The 15,042-nt window shown below is 37.8% G+C and carries 15 protein-coding genes; all 15 read right to left on the bottom strand.

Going from position 1 to position 15,042, the window contains the following annotated elements; translation table 11 throughout:
- Positions 1 to 59: 59 nt before the first annotated feature.
- The 15 genes from MHB40_RS03135 to MHB40_RS03065 all read right to left on the bottom strand — a co-directional run bounded on the left by MHB40_RS03135 (position 60) and on the right by MHB40_RS03065 (position 14,959).
- Positions 60 to 2,621: a hypothetical protein gene (locus MHB40_RS03135; protein WP_342533884.1), complete on the bottom strand. Its 2,562-nt coding sequence runs from the start codon at positions 2,619 to 2,621 to the stop codon at positions 60 to 62.
- Between the two features lie 86 nt (positions 2,622 to 2,707).
- The gene (locus MHB40_RS03130) at positions 2,708 to 3,313 is read right to left on the bottom strand and encodes a hypothetical protein (protein WP_342533883.1); all 606 of its coding nucleotides are present in this window, start codon (positions 3,311 to 3,313) and stop codon (positions 2,708 to 2,710) included.
- 166 nt (positions 3,314 to 3,479) lie between these two features.
- Positions 3,480 to 3,983: a hypothetical protein gene (locus MHB40_RS03125; protein ID WP_342533882.1), complete on the bottom strand. Its 504-nt coding sequence runs from the start codon at positions 3,981 to 3,983 to the stop codon at positions 3,480 to 3,482.
- A gap of 231 nt (positions 3,984 to 4,214) precedes the next feature.
- On the bottom strand, positions 4,215 to 5,264 hold the full coding sequence (locus tag MHB40_RS03120) for a hypothetical protein (RefSeq protein WP_342533881.1): 1,050 nt from the start codon (positions 5,262 to 5,264) through the stop codon (positions 4,215 to 4,217).
- A 230-nt stretch (positions 5,265 to 5,494) separates the two neighbouring features.
- Complete coding sequence (locus MHB40_RS03115; RefSeq protein ID WP_342533880.1) at positions 5,495 to 5,692, bottom strand: hypothetical protein; 198 nt, start codon at positions 5,690 to 5,692, stop codon at positions 5,495 to 5,497.
- A 219-nt stretch (positions 5,693 to 5,911) separates the two neighbouring features.
- Entirely contained in the window at positions 5,912 to 6,214 is a 303-nt protein-coding gene (locus tag MHB40_RS03110; RefSeq protein ID WP_342533879.1) for a DUF960 family protein, read from the bottom strand.
- A 129-nt stretch (positions 6,215 to 6,343) separates the two neighbouring features.
- Positions 6,344 to 7,222, bottom strand: a complete 879-nt coding sequence (locus MHB40_RS03105; protein ID WP_342533878.1) for a tyrosine-type recombinase/integrase — start codon at positions 7,220 to 7,222, stop codon at positions 6,344 to 6,346.
- 597 nt (positions 7,223 to 7,819) lie between these two features.
- Positions 7,820 to 8,056, bottom strand: coding sequence for a hypothetical protein (locus MHB40_RS03100; protein WP_342533877.1), 237 nt, complete (start codon positions 8,054 to 8,056; stop codon positions 7,820 to 7,822).
- Position 8,057: 1 nt separating this feature from the next.
- A complete protein-coding gene (locus tag MHB40_RS03095) occupies positions 8,058 to 8,357 on the bottom strand; it encodes a hypothetical protein (RefSeq protein ID WP_342533876.1) in 300 nt (99 codons plus the stop codon).
- Between the two features lie 19 nt (positions 8,358 to 8,376).
- A complete protein-coding gene (locus MHB40_RS03090; protein WP_342533875.1) occupies positions 8,377 to 8,616 on the bottom strand; it encodes a JAB domain-containing protein in 240 nt (79 codons plus the stop codon).
- A gap of 58 nt (positions 8,617 to 8,674) precedes the next feature.
- Positions 8,675 to 9,391: an IS21-like element helper ATPase IstB gene (gene istB / locus MHB40_RS03085; RefSeq protein WP_342533313.1), complete on the bottom strand. Its 717-nt coding sequence runs from the start codon at positions 9,389 to 9,391 to the stop codon at positions 8,675 to 8,677.
- On the bottom strand, positions 9,388 to 10,887 hold the full coding sequence (gene istA / locus MHB40_RS03080; protein ID WP_097075058.1) for an IS21 family transposase: 1,500 nt from the start codon (positions 10,885 to 10,887) through the stop codon (positions 9,388 to 9,390). The genes istB and istA overlap by 4 nt, the downstream gene beginning before the upstream one ends.
- A 113-nt stretch (positions 10,888 to 11,000) precedes the next feature.
- Positions 11,001 to 11,414 carry a hypothetical protein gene (locus MHB40_RS03075; RefSeq protein ID WP_342533874.1) on the bottom strand — a complete coding sequence of 138 codons (414 nt, stop codon included), beginning with the start codon at positions 11,412 to 11,414 and terminating at the stop codon, positions 11,001 to 11,003.
- 51 nt (positions 11,415 to 11,465) lie between these two features.
- The gene (locus MHB40_RS03070) at positions 11,466 to 11,789 is read right to left on the bottom strand and encodes a hypothetical protein (protein WP_342533873.1); all 324 of its coding nucleotides are present in this window, start codon (positions 11,787 to 11,789) and stop codon (positions 11,466 to 11,468) included.
- Positions 11,790 to 12,046: 257 nt separating this feature from the next.
- The gene (locus MHB40_RS03065; protein WP_342533872.1) at positions 12,047 to 14,959 is read right to left on the bottom strand and encodes an Ig-like domain-containing protein; all 2,913 of its coding nucleotides are present in this window, start codon (positions 14,957 to 14,959) and stop codon (positions 12,047 to 12,049) included.
- Positions 14,960 to 15,042 lie beyond the last annotated feature (83 nt).

Here is a 15,042-nt window from a genome sequence, read left to right as displayed (position 1 = left end):
CGACAAAAAATGAACGATTCTGCCAGTACTGACGAGAAAAACAAGGGAAGTAGGGTGGATCAATTACAATAGTCTAATTCTTCATCGAGTGATAACAAATTATCATCTTCTATAGTATCTGTAGTAGGTCGTTGCAGTTTGCTCGGTGAGATTGAATGCAGGGCAGCTGCTGTTCCTTGTTTTCGTAAGGTAATTTTTTTGTAGTCTCCTGCATGGCGAATATCGTAGAATATCCCGATTTCCTCAAGATTAGATTTTACTTCTTTTAGACGTCTACTCAGCACATTGGGGTCTTTTGCCCATGACTTCACGTTCGTATTGATACGTTCACGTTCTGCAACTGCTTCTAGCTCTCTCACTAGTTCAGAAACACTCGCTGACCAAGTACTACGATTTTTCATGAATGCAATCACCGCAGCTGCAATTGGTTGTGAACTCAGGGCTTCTTCATTCGCAGTATCTTGATTTGTGAGATACAATTGCAGAAACTCCTCACCACCTACTCCAAGAACTTCTGCAATCGCATAGCCCCAGTAAGTAAAGTCTGCCATACGTCCAACTTCATCCAATTCTACTTCTTCATATAGTGGTATAGCTGCAGAAAGGGTGTTGAAAATAGAGCCTAAAAATTGAGGAAGATCTTTTTCAAACTCTTTCCAAATGGCATTTTCTGTTTTCCGTTCATCTTTTGGAATACGCTCTAACTCTAGCAAAATAGAACGGTCTAATAAGTCAGGTCGGGTAGCCACAATGTTAATGCCATTTAACCCTACGCATCGTTTGAATTGAAGAATTGTTTCATCACTGTCTGAATACAGTGTGCGTTTCGTAAATGCTCCACCAGTCGCAGCCATGCACAACATGTCGCTTTTCTCAGCTGAAAGGGAATCTAAATTGTCAAAGCAGGGCATATAGCTATTGGATAGCGAAATCGCTAAGTCTGCCTTTGATGTTGGCATCGACAGCAAATCTTGCTTAGCAGGATCGACAATACGCTTTACCATACGCATTGTCGTTGATTTTGCTGCACCTTTCTCACCAAATAACACAAGAATGACATGTGCAATTTGTGGTAAGAAGCAAGTGACAAGATACACTGAAAAGAGTGCTGTATCGGATTCTTTTTTGAAGCGGAAATGTTTCTTTACAAGAAATACTAACTTTTTAGATTCAACAGAAAAATCAGGTTCAACTTGTTGCTCCATATTTTTATTACGTGTAAACAAAATAGGTGGATGGGCTTCGATATGACAACCATCAGCCTTTATTTGTACAACTCGCCATTCGTTATCACATAAATCATAGTAATAGTTTCCTTGACTTTCAGCGATTCGTCTCTGTAACTTATGTTCACTGTCAGAGAAGATAGCTTTCATCTCTAATACTTTCAACGCTTGATTGAGCCCTTCAGCCCCAGGAGCAGAACGTTGATTGTCAAAGAATAGCTTCGTTAAATACAATTTAAACTTTTGACTTTTCATATCAAGGACTTCCCAATGATTGTCTTTTTGAACAGCCGCATACGGTTCTTCTAATTCATTGACGAAGAATTGGAAGTTTTCCGCAAGTTTAATGATAGTATCGGCTTGCTTTTCTTCCTCTACCAATACAGTTGTCACAGGCTCCTCGTTTAGTAAAGAGCATAATGATTGCCAGTTCTCACCGCTACACCCATTATGATGACAGCCAGCCGCAATACCTCCATCTGCAAACTGAATGATATAGGCAGCACTATTGGTATGGTCACTGTTCCAAGGACAAGTCCGCAAAATATACTTGGTTGCATTAGTAGGATAAGGTGCACTATACGCAAGGTCTAATCCATGCTTTTCAATAAAAGCTGAAATATCAATAGATTCCCCTTGTTTTTTGCCTTTTGATTTAGCAGACAGCTCTATCTTCGGCTTCTTCTTCGCATATGCCTCCAACTGATTTTTTTCAGTTAGCACAAGCTCTTCAGGTACTTTTACGAGCATTGACCAGCGATGGGGACGATCTTCCGTATCATCACCTTTACACGCTTTTGTCCCATACAATTTGACAATACGAGATGGGTTATAGGTTGTGACATCTACTTGCGCTTGGTTGTTTGAGTAAAGAAAATCAAGCGTGCCTAAGAATTCTTTTACAGTCGCTACATTGTCTTTTGTATTGGCTAATTCAACTGGGAGTAACATATGATAACCATTGCCACTATCAGCAACAATCGGCTCTGGAAAATCATCGGCTACAAGGTCTTTGCGAATTTTTTTGATGAGTTCCAATGCCGCACGTTTTTCTTCATCTGTAGCAGATATACCACTCGCACGGATTGGATCAATGTCAATCAACACATGACGAATTACTTTGATGTCTTGGTCACTGCTTGTGTTTTTCGCGTATGTTTGGAGGCGATTGCTGCAACGGGCTAACATTTCATCTTTCGTTGGATTGAGCGTGACGTAGATATCATACTTACCCACATATTTCTGAATGCTATTGATTAACTTTTCATTATCATCAAAGTAACCAGAAACCGTACCTTTATCAGTTTTTAAGATTCGGACTTCTACTACTTCTTCTGGCTGTTTTAATGTTTCAAGTGTTTGTGTAATGGTTTCTTTGGATGTAAACTTTGTCATGAGATAATCGCTCCTTTAATAGTTTGATAAGAATACTCTGTAGACATAACCATCATGCCTACAGAGCTATTTTTCAAGGAGAAGTGCTAGTCCTCACCGAAAAGTTCATCGAAGTCATCATCTACCTCAATGGACTCATCTTCAGGAAAAAGATCATCAGCTTCATCATTTGAATTAGACTTTTTACCAAACAACGCTTCCTCCATCGCACTACGCTCGGATACAAGTGGCTTTTTAGCGATTGGTTTCTTCTTAATGGATTTATTTTGGATTGGTCTCTGTGATGGGGCTGTTTTGATTCGCTTGATACTGACAATGTTCGAATATGTCTCGCCATCTTTTTCAACATTTTCAACGATCACTTGTACAGGAATACCTACTAGCTCATCAAGATCAATCGATTCCCCTGGAGCTGGTAGAGCACCTAGCTTCTCCAAGATTTTCATCATACTGCCACGTTTGCTCCAAGTATAATTGGGAGCGATATACAGGTCGACTACTTCACCTTCATCATCTTCCACTTCTACTTTGATGTTCAGTACAACACGTTTACCATCATCAGTGTATTGGCTATCACGTTCAACAAATTCTGCATGCGCCGTTTCACCGTTATATGCTCCATCTGTGATTGAGCGTTTGTTGTTTGCTGGTCGTGCAAGTACATTTGCATGTTGTAAATCTTCTAGTTTCATTTTGTTGCCTCCGTTCATTTTTTTGGCGGGATTAGACCCATTCTTCCGTAATTACCGTCAGTATCGGCAATTGAGACTGTCGAGACTGACAGTACTGACGGTATTTTAGGGAGAGTCAGGGGAGAAGGTTGACTTTTGGAAAGAAAAGCAGGTATTTCACTTGATTCTAATAAGCTAACGAAATATTAAACATCATATGATAATCGTTTAGCCCAAGTTGCTTCGCTTTTGTTTCAACTTTAGGACCAAGGACTCGATTAATGTTATATACCGTTTCTTCAATCGAATTTGCAAAGGGACCTTCATCTAAGTAAACTGTGTACGTGATTGTTGCATCGTCTTCCATGACTTGAATCACATCGAATACTTCTTTGATCGCATCTGTTGTGGCTAATACTCGTGTTGGTTTTGGAATCGTCAAATCATGATAGAAAAGGGCTAGTTCTGAAAATTCCCCTTCGATTAGCGTACGTTTTACTTTTGGGAAATCGAATTTCACTTCAAAGCGTGGGTTACACAGTCTCGAATTTAGTAACTCTACTAAGTTACGTTTACCCATATCTACTACTACTTCTGGTAAATAAGTTGTATCCATATGGCTTGGATCAATCGCTCCTATCACTGTCCATGGTGTTTTTGTTGCGTTGTTACCTTCGTTTTGAGATTTCATATTCAATCGCTCCGTTTCTCTGAATGTTATCCCCATCCGTAATAGTAGGCACAGTAAGCAGCATTATTAGAAATTGTTGCGCTGACAGTACTACTAGAAAATGAGGACGATTACTGTTTTCGTAATCTTGTTCCCTATTATAGAACGGGGGAATGAATATCCTTCTGGAAAGAAAGCCGTGTATTTCACCAAAAAGCGCATAAAAAAAGCAAACGAATGTTATCGTTTGCTCTAAAATGATGATTCAGTTGCTTGCTCATTTCCTCGTTTGATTTCTTCCATTACAATGTTAAAGGTGCTACTTGAAAATCCCTTTCTTACTCCATAGTCATTTTGAAACCTTTTTGGGTCTATATATTTTCTGAAATGCTCCATATCACTTTCATCAAATACGATATCTTCATGCTCATTACAGTACTCCAATAAGATACATTTAATAAAGTTTGTCACTGAATCAATTTCTTGAATAAACAGATCGAAGTTATAGAATGGTAAATCATTTACTACTTTAATATATGGTTGCCATTGTTGAAGCATTGGCATATTGGTAGCATATAGCATTAACTGTAGTCGGGCTTGCCGATCATTCACTACAAATTGTTCCTGCGACAGATGACTCGTAGCCTCAAGTATTTCTTCATAACATTTACATATTTCCTTTAACGCATGTAATTTCAAATTCTTCTCAATCATGTATTGATGCAGATATTTTTCATCATCTGTTAGCTCTTGCTTTTGAATTTCTTCGTTCAAATACTCAGTAAAAAGCTTGTAATTTGTAAAGTTGATATTATGTGAGTTGTTTTTAAGTATTCTTTGATAAACCGTATTTAGTGGACCTTTTGTCTCTTTTACATCCATCAACATTGGCATTTCACTCTTTGCTTGGAAGTCATGGATTGTGATGGTATTTTCGAAACGGGTTCCTCTTGATCCTGCTTTAGCTTCGTTTGACTTCCTTTTGTCTGCTTCAATTGCTGTTTTATGATTAAGCGTATTATATCGATTGATCGCATTTCTAAGTGTGTTATGAAATTCCCTGTATTCTTCTTCCTCATCCTTGACTTTCTTTTTATATAAATTCAAGTATGTTTCATCTTGTTGTAGATACTGGCTCATACTCATTTTTGTACTCGACATGGTATTTCTCATTTTGATTGTAGCTATCAAATGGAAAGTCACAAATTCAATAAAGTCTTCTATGGGTATGTAGAAATCATTGGCTCCTGGATTCTTCTTTCGTGCCCGCTCAGCCGCTTGTTTTACTTTTTCGTATAACATATCTGGAACCACATCCCTCTAAAAATTGTGCAACTACTAAAAAGTAATAGAATATTGCTACATCTTATTACTTTTAGTATAACATCCATCTTTACCGACAACATCGGTAGTGCCGACATTTGCAGATATGTTCTGTACTGACGACAATTACAGACAAACCCCTAACCTTCAAAGTGGGAGGTTAGGGAGTTTGATTGTGATGAATACTAAAAAATATTAATTGCTATTGATTAGAGTAAGTCATATTTCTTCAGCAAATCTGCCACTGCTTCGTTGACTATTTTTTTGACACTGATACCTGCACATTTCAGGCGCATAACTTCTTCATATAGTTCTGCTTCTAAGTAGGTTGTGATGCGAATATCCTCTTGCTTCGCTGGGCGTTTGAGTAGCTGCTTCATTTCTTCAGGGATTGTAGTTGTTGTCATTTTATTTCATCCTTTCATCAAGTCCGTACTTTAGATTAATAAATTGTTTACAGCTACGTTTACTTTTTAATCTACAAAATAGTTTATTTTATATTCTGTTCCTCGCATTCTGTCAAACAAAAATAGGGGATACTGCACTTGCATTTTGTCAAATTCTAAATTAGCTATCTCTCAACTTATTAGTATGAGCTACTTCTTGCCGCTGCCTTTGCTGCTATATTAATAATCCTCAGGAAAGAGAATGATAACGTCTTTACTGCCTTGATTCATTGCCCATACTTTTCGGTGAATAGGTTGTGCGTTATGCAGTTGCACATAGATGGTTGTTTCTCTGTTTGGCTGTTCTTGCCGCTGAATAAGCCACTGCTCATCATTTTCGATGTAGAATTCAAAAATTTGAAGGTAATCGGTGAGTTGTAAGTGATGTTGCAGGAGAAATTTTAGGATGAATTGCTGATGCTCTTCGGGTAGTTCTTCATGGATGGCTCTTGTCATGTAGAAGTATGGAGTAGGTACAAACATATTTCCACCTCTGCTTCCTTTATAGTTTTTTGTAAAGAATCTAGTTTCCACCCTTTTGTCCCTAAAAATATCGTCACTATCGTCAGTGTCGGCACTGTCAGTATTTGAGGAGCAAAACAGGGGCAGATATCACAATCGATCTACTGCATTTTTCTTCTCTTCTTTAGATGTGTTGATATAGTACTTGACGGTCATATTCAAATTGGCATGACCTGCAAGCCGACTCACCGTACTTAACTCCACTCCGTTTTTTAGTAAACGAGTACAGAAGGTGTGCCTCAGCATATGCGGGTGGATATGTGTACCTAATTGCTTGCCTACACATTCAAGCCACCGCCTTACTGCATCTCTATGCAATTTCTCGGATCGTTGACTGACAAGCAGATAGGGACTATCACTGAATTTGCTTGTCACACGTTCACCTTGTAGGTATTGTTTGAGTGCTTCAAGTACATCCTTTCGCATAGGTATCTCTCGTAGCTTGCCACCTTTACCCTTGACCGTCAGCTGTGCCGTTAGTTGGTCAATATCAGTTCGCTGGATGTGCACAAGCTCGCTTACTCTGATGCCTGTGTACAACAAGAGGTAGCCAATGAGCTTGTTTCGCTGTGATTCCTTTTCTAGCTGGAATAGGAACTGCTCTACCTGTGTATCATCTAACACCGATACTTCATTTTCTGAGCCACTTGCAATTACCACCTTGTCTTTCTTCAAATGAATGAAAACAGACGCTACTAATTGCTCATGATAGAGCCAGTCATTATAGACCTTGAGTGAATTCATCTTTTTATTGATAGTAGCGACTGCCATGCCTTGTTGTTCCAAATGTCTCATATAGTTGGTGAACAGGAAACGGGTAAGTAATACCTCTGAATCCACGTCTTTTTCTGCAAGGTACTCGCTAAACTTTCGGACATCATTTACATAACTTTCTACCGTCTTCTCTGCTTTGCCCTCTTCTACTAACCACTGCTCAAATCGTTCAATGATAATGATTTTGGTTTCCATATGATTCATCCTTTCTATGCTTTTGTTTTCTTGAATTGTATCGTTCTGCATCAACTAGGCATCTAAACATGGGCACTTGTGATGTACCACCTAGACTATCAAAAAAAGTAGGAGGAAACAGTTTGCGTTTCTCTCCCACATTTTCTACTTGAACATAACAATGCCTGAACGACACAGTTCACATTTCTTTCCTGTGAATATACATGAACACATTCTGATCATTTACTTTTCCTCCTATGATTCAATGATTTCTTTTGCAATAGCTGTTACCACTGCAACTGCTGCAGCCACTACGACCTGTTGCCACATGCACATCACCCCCTTCAGTTGTTTTTACCGTCAGTACCGTCCGTGTCGACATTGTCGGTTCTGTCGATATTTACGGGACAAAAGTGTCCACTCACGACAGTTATATAATTCTGTCGCTAGTTTTTCTGCACACAAAAATAGCTCATGCTTTACGCTGCATGAACTTCTCAAATTCGGTTGGTAGCCTATTTAGTTTTGTCGTGAGATTTAGGTTACTATTGTCGCGAGTTTCTTCACTTACTTTCCATTTCGTCTAAAGTTGGTCTTTCATTCTCCAGACAAACGCAATCACTTTTTCATATACTCTCGATCATCCACGCTTTCTAAACGATGAATAATCGAATTCACCTTCTCTAGCTGAATGTCATATTCCTCTACAACCACTTTTTCTAGCGCTGCTTGGTGTAACGCTTCATGAAATAGAGTTTCCTCCATCACGGTTTCAACGGTATCATCTTTTGGGTACAATGCCATGTAATAGCCTACACCATTTATCGTCACCTTTACATATTTTTCATCTAACATCTTACTCTATCCCTTCTAAAAAGTTAGGTATTACCTCACCATTCACCAGCCATACCTCATAAGGCTCAACAGCACCCGTTTCTACTAAAATCACTAAGTGGTCATCTCCATTTTTATCAATAAAACTCGCACTTTCTGTTGTAATCAAACCCTCTAAATGGTCAATTACTGAAGGTGGTACGAACTGTTCATCAATCTCCTCTTTGTATAGATAGACCGTTTCATAGCCCACTTCATTAAGCGGAACATAGATACCGTACTTTTTCATCATGACTTCTGTTAGCCGTTGGATCGCTTTCACTGTTCCCCACTTCCTTTCATTACATGTAGCCCTTTTCCTTGAGCGAGAGAAATTTGTCTGATGCTAGAATGAGATGATCCAGTACATCAATGCCTAAAATCTTACCTGCTTCTACTAATCTTTCCGTCACATCAATATCTTCTGGTGATGGTGTTGTATCATTCGATGGATGATTGTGACCTACTACGCAGCACGCGCAATTTGCCAAAATGAGCGCTTTCATCACGTCTCTTGGATGAACAATTGATGCATTTGGCAATCAAAAAATGTAATAAATGGTCATTAATTTTGCGACCACTTGCCAACACTATTTTTACTTATTTTCGAATACTAGAATTACGGTATCGATAGCTTTCTCCAGTAAAGATGATTAAATGTGAATGATGGATTAAGCGATCGATTACCGCCTCTGTTAAAATTTGATTCCCAAATACATGATTCCATTGTCCAAATTGAAGGTTCGTCGTAATAATGATGCTACGCTTTTCATAACACATCGAAATCACTTGAAAGAGAAGCTCTGCCCCTTCTTTTCCTAACGGAATATAGCCTAGCTCATCAAGAATAAGGAGGTCTAATTTATCAATTTGGTTCATTAATTTATTCAGCTGCCCTTTTTGATTCGCATCAATCAGTTGATTAACGAGTCCTGCAATTGTGTAAAAGCGTACTTTATGACCAAACTTAGTAATGGCATTTAATGCAATGCAACGACTTAAGTAAGTTTTTCCAGTGCCTACACCACCGTAAAGAATAAGATTCTCCTTTTCAGAGATAAACTGTCCATCCCATAAATCCTCTTTCGATAATGTTTTGGCTAGTTGCACATGCTGCCAATTAAACGGCTCATGACCACTTTGAGGCAACTGCGCCTGCTTTAATAATAAATTCAGTTTTGTTGCTTCACGATGCTCAATTTCTCGTGTAAAGAGCTGCTCTAGAAACTGAATTTGATCAGCGGTTAATTCCGCAATATGTGAACGTAACTGACTTAATTTCAAACGTTTTGCACAATCCTCTAGTAGCTGCGTCATGATTTCTCCTCCATTTTAAAAAGATCATCATAGTGACTTGAACCTCTAGTCACTTCTGGCAGTTTAGGGATTTCCTCAGAGGTTTGAATGTCCTGATAGAGCTGCTGATTGAATTTTTGTGCATTAAAAGCCTGCCTAATTTGTTCAGCCGAAGGATGCCCATTACTAGATGCGGTCATCAACGCTTCGTTTAGTTGACCAAATGTAGCTACGGTCATTAATTCTGCTAAAAGTGATAGTGCTGCCTTTTGCTCATCTTCCGTAGAGGCTTTTAAATAGGCTTGCCATTCTGATGGTAAATGATCATATACACCCGAATATTTAATCGCTTTTGGCCGTTGTGCCAATAATTTTAAATAAGGTTGCCAAACCATAGATTTGGCCTGATTGCCATACAATCTCGGATGCTTTACAATGCATTCATAGTTTTCGTTTAAAATCCGAATTTCATCATACAGAACTTCTACGAACACTTTCTTTTGCGCAAAACGCGGGGAAGTAGAATAAAGTTTTGAATCGATGTGCACAAATCCAGATTTGTCTGCTTTCGCAGTCATGATACGAGCGCAATTAAACTCCTTTTCTGGTAAAACTAAATGTTTTGCGACGGACTCTAAATGAAGTTCAGACTGCTTTCGCTTCTTTTCATAGTGAATCCGTTCCCAGTCTTTCTCAGCCTTTTCCCATAATTGCTCATTCAATTCATTTAAATCTGTAAGCGATAGCGCAGGTAATAAATAGTTGTTTCGTGAATACTTCACCATGTTTTCAACGTGTCCTTTTTCATTTCCCTTGCCAGGATTACAGAATTCATATTCGAATCCATAATGTAAAACAAAACGTTCGAACATGTCCGTTAACTCACGCTCTCCCTTTGCGTGAATCTTTTTAACCGCAGGTGAAAGATTGTCAAAACGAATTGTTTTAGGTACGCTACCTAACCGTTTAAATATACGTTGCAGACCTTCTAATAGACATTCTGTATTTTCGGATGGAAATACCTGAAAGTAGAATGTATTTGAATAAGGAAAAGACATTACTAAAAATGGTAAATCTATTATTTCCCCTGCATATTTAAAAGGGGCTTTCCCAAAATCAACTTGTGCAGTACCTTTATGCGCCTCTAATGGAAGTACAGCACTTTCTGCTTCTTTCTTTAACTCTTCTTTTCGCGAGCTAACATAACGTCTTACAGTTCTTGCTGAACCTTTAAATCCATGTTCCTCAACTAACTGCGTATACATGCGTTTTGCAGTACGCTGGAACTTCTTTTTCATTTTTAAATCTTCTTCAAGCCAACTATTTAAGATCGGTTTTACGGCATCTAATACGGGCGATTTGCGTTTTTGCTTTAACTTTTGTGGAAACTCTTCTAAATCAGCGTACTTTTTAACTGTACGTTGATCATGATTTACGCTTTCTGCAACTTCCTTGTAGGAACGCCCTTTATGATTAACTTCATGTCTGATATAATTAATTTCTACCACTTGCAACATCTCCTATATTACCTCCTGTTAAACGTTGTTGGTCCAACGAGGAGTGTAACTTTATTGGATAATGTTGACAAGTGGTTTTTTCATGCATAAATTAATGTCCGAAAGGTACATTTTTAGTTTGCCATAACCACTTGTGCAGTACCTTTATGCGCCTCTAATGGAAGTACAGCACTTTCTGCTTCTTTCTTTAACTCTTCTTTTCGCGAGCTAACATAACGTCTTACAGTTCTTGCTGAACCTTTAAATCCATGTTCCTCAACTAACTGCGTATACATGCGTTTTGCAGTACGCTGGAACTTCTTTTTCATTTTTAAATCTTCTTCAAGCCAACTATTTAAGATCGGTTTTACGGCATCTAATACGGGCGATTTGCGTTTTTGCTTTAACTTTTGTGGAAACTCTTCTAAATCAGCGTACTTTTTAACTGTACGTTGATCATGATTTACGCTTTCTGCAACTTCCTTGTAGGAACGCCCTTTATGATTAACTTCATGTCTGATATAATTAATTTCTACCACTTGCAACATCTCCTATATTACCTCCTGTTAAACGTTGTTGGTCCAACGAGGAGTGTAACTTTATTGGATAATGTTGACAAGTGGTTTTTTCATGCATAAATTAATGTCCGAAAGGTACATTTTTAGTTTGCCATAACCAACAATTGAGGCATTAATTGAGCCAGTGTGAACTACCTGTAGCACTTGTGGCTCGTTTTTTGTTGACATTCCGAGTACCACAAAGCGCTCTCTGTCACTGTCTCCAATGAAATCACGAATGATGTTTGCAGCATCTTCAGGTGAACGTACACGTCTGCCACTGAACAGCTGCGATCCCTTTCTCTCTAGTACGACATCTACGAGCTGAATGCGTTTGGCTGGTTGTTTCTTTTGATTTTCTTCCATGTGAATTCCTCCTTGAATTAGAAAAAGCCCTTACTCCTATTTACAGGAATAAAGGCTTTAAATTACTTAATCAATATAATATTAACTATTTGAAGATTATGTTATTACGGTTTTTATCAAAGCTAGATTTAATCTAGCACACAAAGAAAATCTCCTTCAAAAATCGAGTTTTTCATCGATTTTTGAAGGAGACGTGTTCTAATTATTTCTGGATTTTGAGCCTTTATTTTTCGGGCGTATCCATGACTTTTTATTGCTTATTTAGCAACATTAACTGTAACATTAACTTTTTGAGCGTTAGCAGTTAAAGCTGGTGAAACAACTTTATCTTTGATATCTAATGTAGAAGATGCATTTTTAAATGTTGTTACAGTGATATCTTTTGTTAAATCTAATGTTTGAGCAGTTGTCGTAGAAGTTGCTGCATTTGTTGCAACTGTGAATAAGTCACCTGCTACTGCACCTGTAATTGTGAATGTTACTCCACCTTGTGTAAATTGATTTGAAGCAGCTGCTAAATCCGCTACTACTGGTGCATTTGTATCTGCATTTTGTAATTCTAATTTAGTTGTTGCTGCTGTTGTTGCAACCGTGAATACGTCACCATCTGCTGCACCTGTAATTGTGAATGTTACTCCACCTTGTGTAAATTGATTTGAAGCAGCTGCTAAATCCGCTACTACTGGTGCATTTGTATCTGCATTTTGTAATTCTAATGTTCCAGAATTATTTACTACTTTATAGTTAACTGCTGTTGTTGTTGTTGCACTTGTTAATGCTCCTGCCGCTACTTTAGAAGCGTTTGTACCTGTAATCGGTGCTGTTGCTACTACAGGTGTAGAAACTACTTTATAGTTAACTGCTGTTGTTGTTGTTGCACTTGTTAATGCTCCTGCCGCTACTTTAGAAGCGTTTGTACCTGTAATCGGTGCTGTTGCTGCTGTTGTTGTAGTGTTGTTTTTAGCAACTGTTAATAATACTTTATTATCAAAGCCTGCTACGTTACCAGCTGTTATCTCAGCTGCAGCTAATGTTAATGTAGTGCCACCTTGCTTGATAATAAACTCATCACCAACTTGTGCTGATGATAAAGTACCAATTGCTTCATCATATGTTAATTCGATAGTTTTGTTATCGATTAATCGTGCACTTTGTAATACTGGTGCAGAGTTATCTGCTAGTGTTACTGTACCATATGGAGCATTTAATGGTTTAGCTGAATCTAAAGTTACACCAGTCGCTGAGAATGAAGAAGCACCTGTGTATTTAACAGACTCGCTAGTTGGTAATGTAATTGAAATTGTAGTGTTAGCAGTAGATGTGAATTTGATGTCTGCATCACTTGAAATTTGAGTTCCATTGATAAAGAACTTGCCATTCGTTAAGCTTGAAGTAGCAAATTTCTCGCCAGCTGGAGCTGCAATTGTAATCACATTTGAAGCTGGTGTTGAAGCAACAGTTGCTGTTAAAGCTTCTTGGACTGATCCAGCTACAGTTACTAATGGAGCATTTGTAGTCTTAACATCTACCCCATTAATATCTTTAATAAAGCCTTCTGTTAAGCGAACTTGGTACGAACCTGCTTTAAGTTTACCATTTACAATTGCTGTTGAAGCAGCTGAACCTGATAAAGAAATTTCAACTACTTTATTATCAGTATTAGCTTTAATTGCAGCTGATACAGTAGGACCTCCTGCTTGTAATTCGCCACCATCTAAACGTAAGAATAATTTTGAGTTATCGATTGAAGAAGGATTTACTTCTTCACTGAATGTTAACTCGATTTTATCACCCGCTACGTTCACTTTAGAAGAAACAACTGTAGGAGCTGTAATATCTTTTTTAAGTGTTAACGTTTTTGTTTCTAAAGCGTTTTTGTTACCTGTAACATCAGTGAATGCATCTTTAGTGAATGACACAGAAACGGCAAAGTCATTAGAAGTTGCATATGTTGCGTCAGCGAATGTAATGTCATATACGTTTCCGTTAGCATTTACAGCTGACGGAGCTGCTGCTACAGTATAGTTCGTTGTTACTGTACCATCGTCTTTAGTTATTACTAAACCATTGTTTGGAGCAGAAGTTAAAATTTTAGCGTTAGATGCAGTATCTAATTTTTTATTTAAAGTTACACGAACTTTTTGGTTTGAAATTTGTTCAAAACCAGTTACTGATAAAGCAGATGCATCTTTAGTTAATGTAACTTGACCTGTATAAGGTGTTAGTAAGTTACCTGCTGCATCTTCAATACCTGCAACATTTACTGTTACTGTAGAACCTAATTCAATTCCAGCTGGTACAGAAACAGTTAAGCTAGTTGCTGGATATGAAGATGGCGCATCAAATGCATAAGGTTTGCCGTCGATGATTAATACAGCTTTACCGAAACCTACTGAAGTAATAGGTTCAGATAAAGTTACACGGATTTTACCTGAAGTAGTAACATACTCAGCTTTAGTTACAGTTGGTGCTACTGTATCTTTAATAGTTGCTGAACCATAATAGTTCGGCATTTTCACTTCGCTACTTGTAGCGTTCTTTACGATAACATCATAAGAACCTGCAAAAATATTGTTTCCAGATAATGTAATAGTTAATTCTTTACCATCTTCGCTTAAAGAAGCTGCGTTACCTGCTAAAGTACCATTACCTACTTGGTTAGAAACAACATCTGTTGAAGTTTTTTCAACTGAAACAATATTAGCATTTAAAGTTGTAGAAGAACCTGATGTTGTAACAACTGAGTTTTTATCTACGGCTTTAGAAAACTTAACTACTAATTGTTTAGCGTTAATCGCACTTACAGATTCTACTTTAAGATCTACAGTTTGATTTTCTCCACCAAGTGGTTTACCTGAAACTAATTTGTTACCATTAGCTGCATTGTAAGCATCTACAGTTACAGCAGAAGCATCTAATTTTGAATCACTAAGTGTAATTACGTTGTTACCAGAGTAAACTTTACCAGCAATAACAATTACAGCACCTTCAGATGTTAAAGCTGATGCTTTTGCTGAACCTGAAAGTTTCTTAAAAGCGTCGATTGAGTAGTAGTTTGTAGATGTATAAACACCATTATCAACAGTACTTTCTGCTGCAAATGCTGCAACTGGCGTTAATGCTGATACAGCTAATGCTGCAGCTGTTACCGCTTTAAATCCTTTTTTCATTACTATGTCCTCCTATAATTAGGCAATTTTTATTAAAAATAAAGATATAAACCATTTAGGGTTTATATCTTTATTCAATTATG

Source organism: Lysinibacillus sp. FSL K6-0057 (genome assembly GCF_038630885.1).
Lineage (GTDB): Bacteria > Bacillota > Bacilli > Bacillales_A > Planococcaceae > Lysinibacillus > Lysinibacillus fusiformis_F.
The sequence above is the reverse complement of the archived record's forward strand: the minus strand, read 5'-3'. Positions and strand labels throughout refer to the sequence as shown.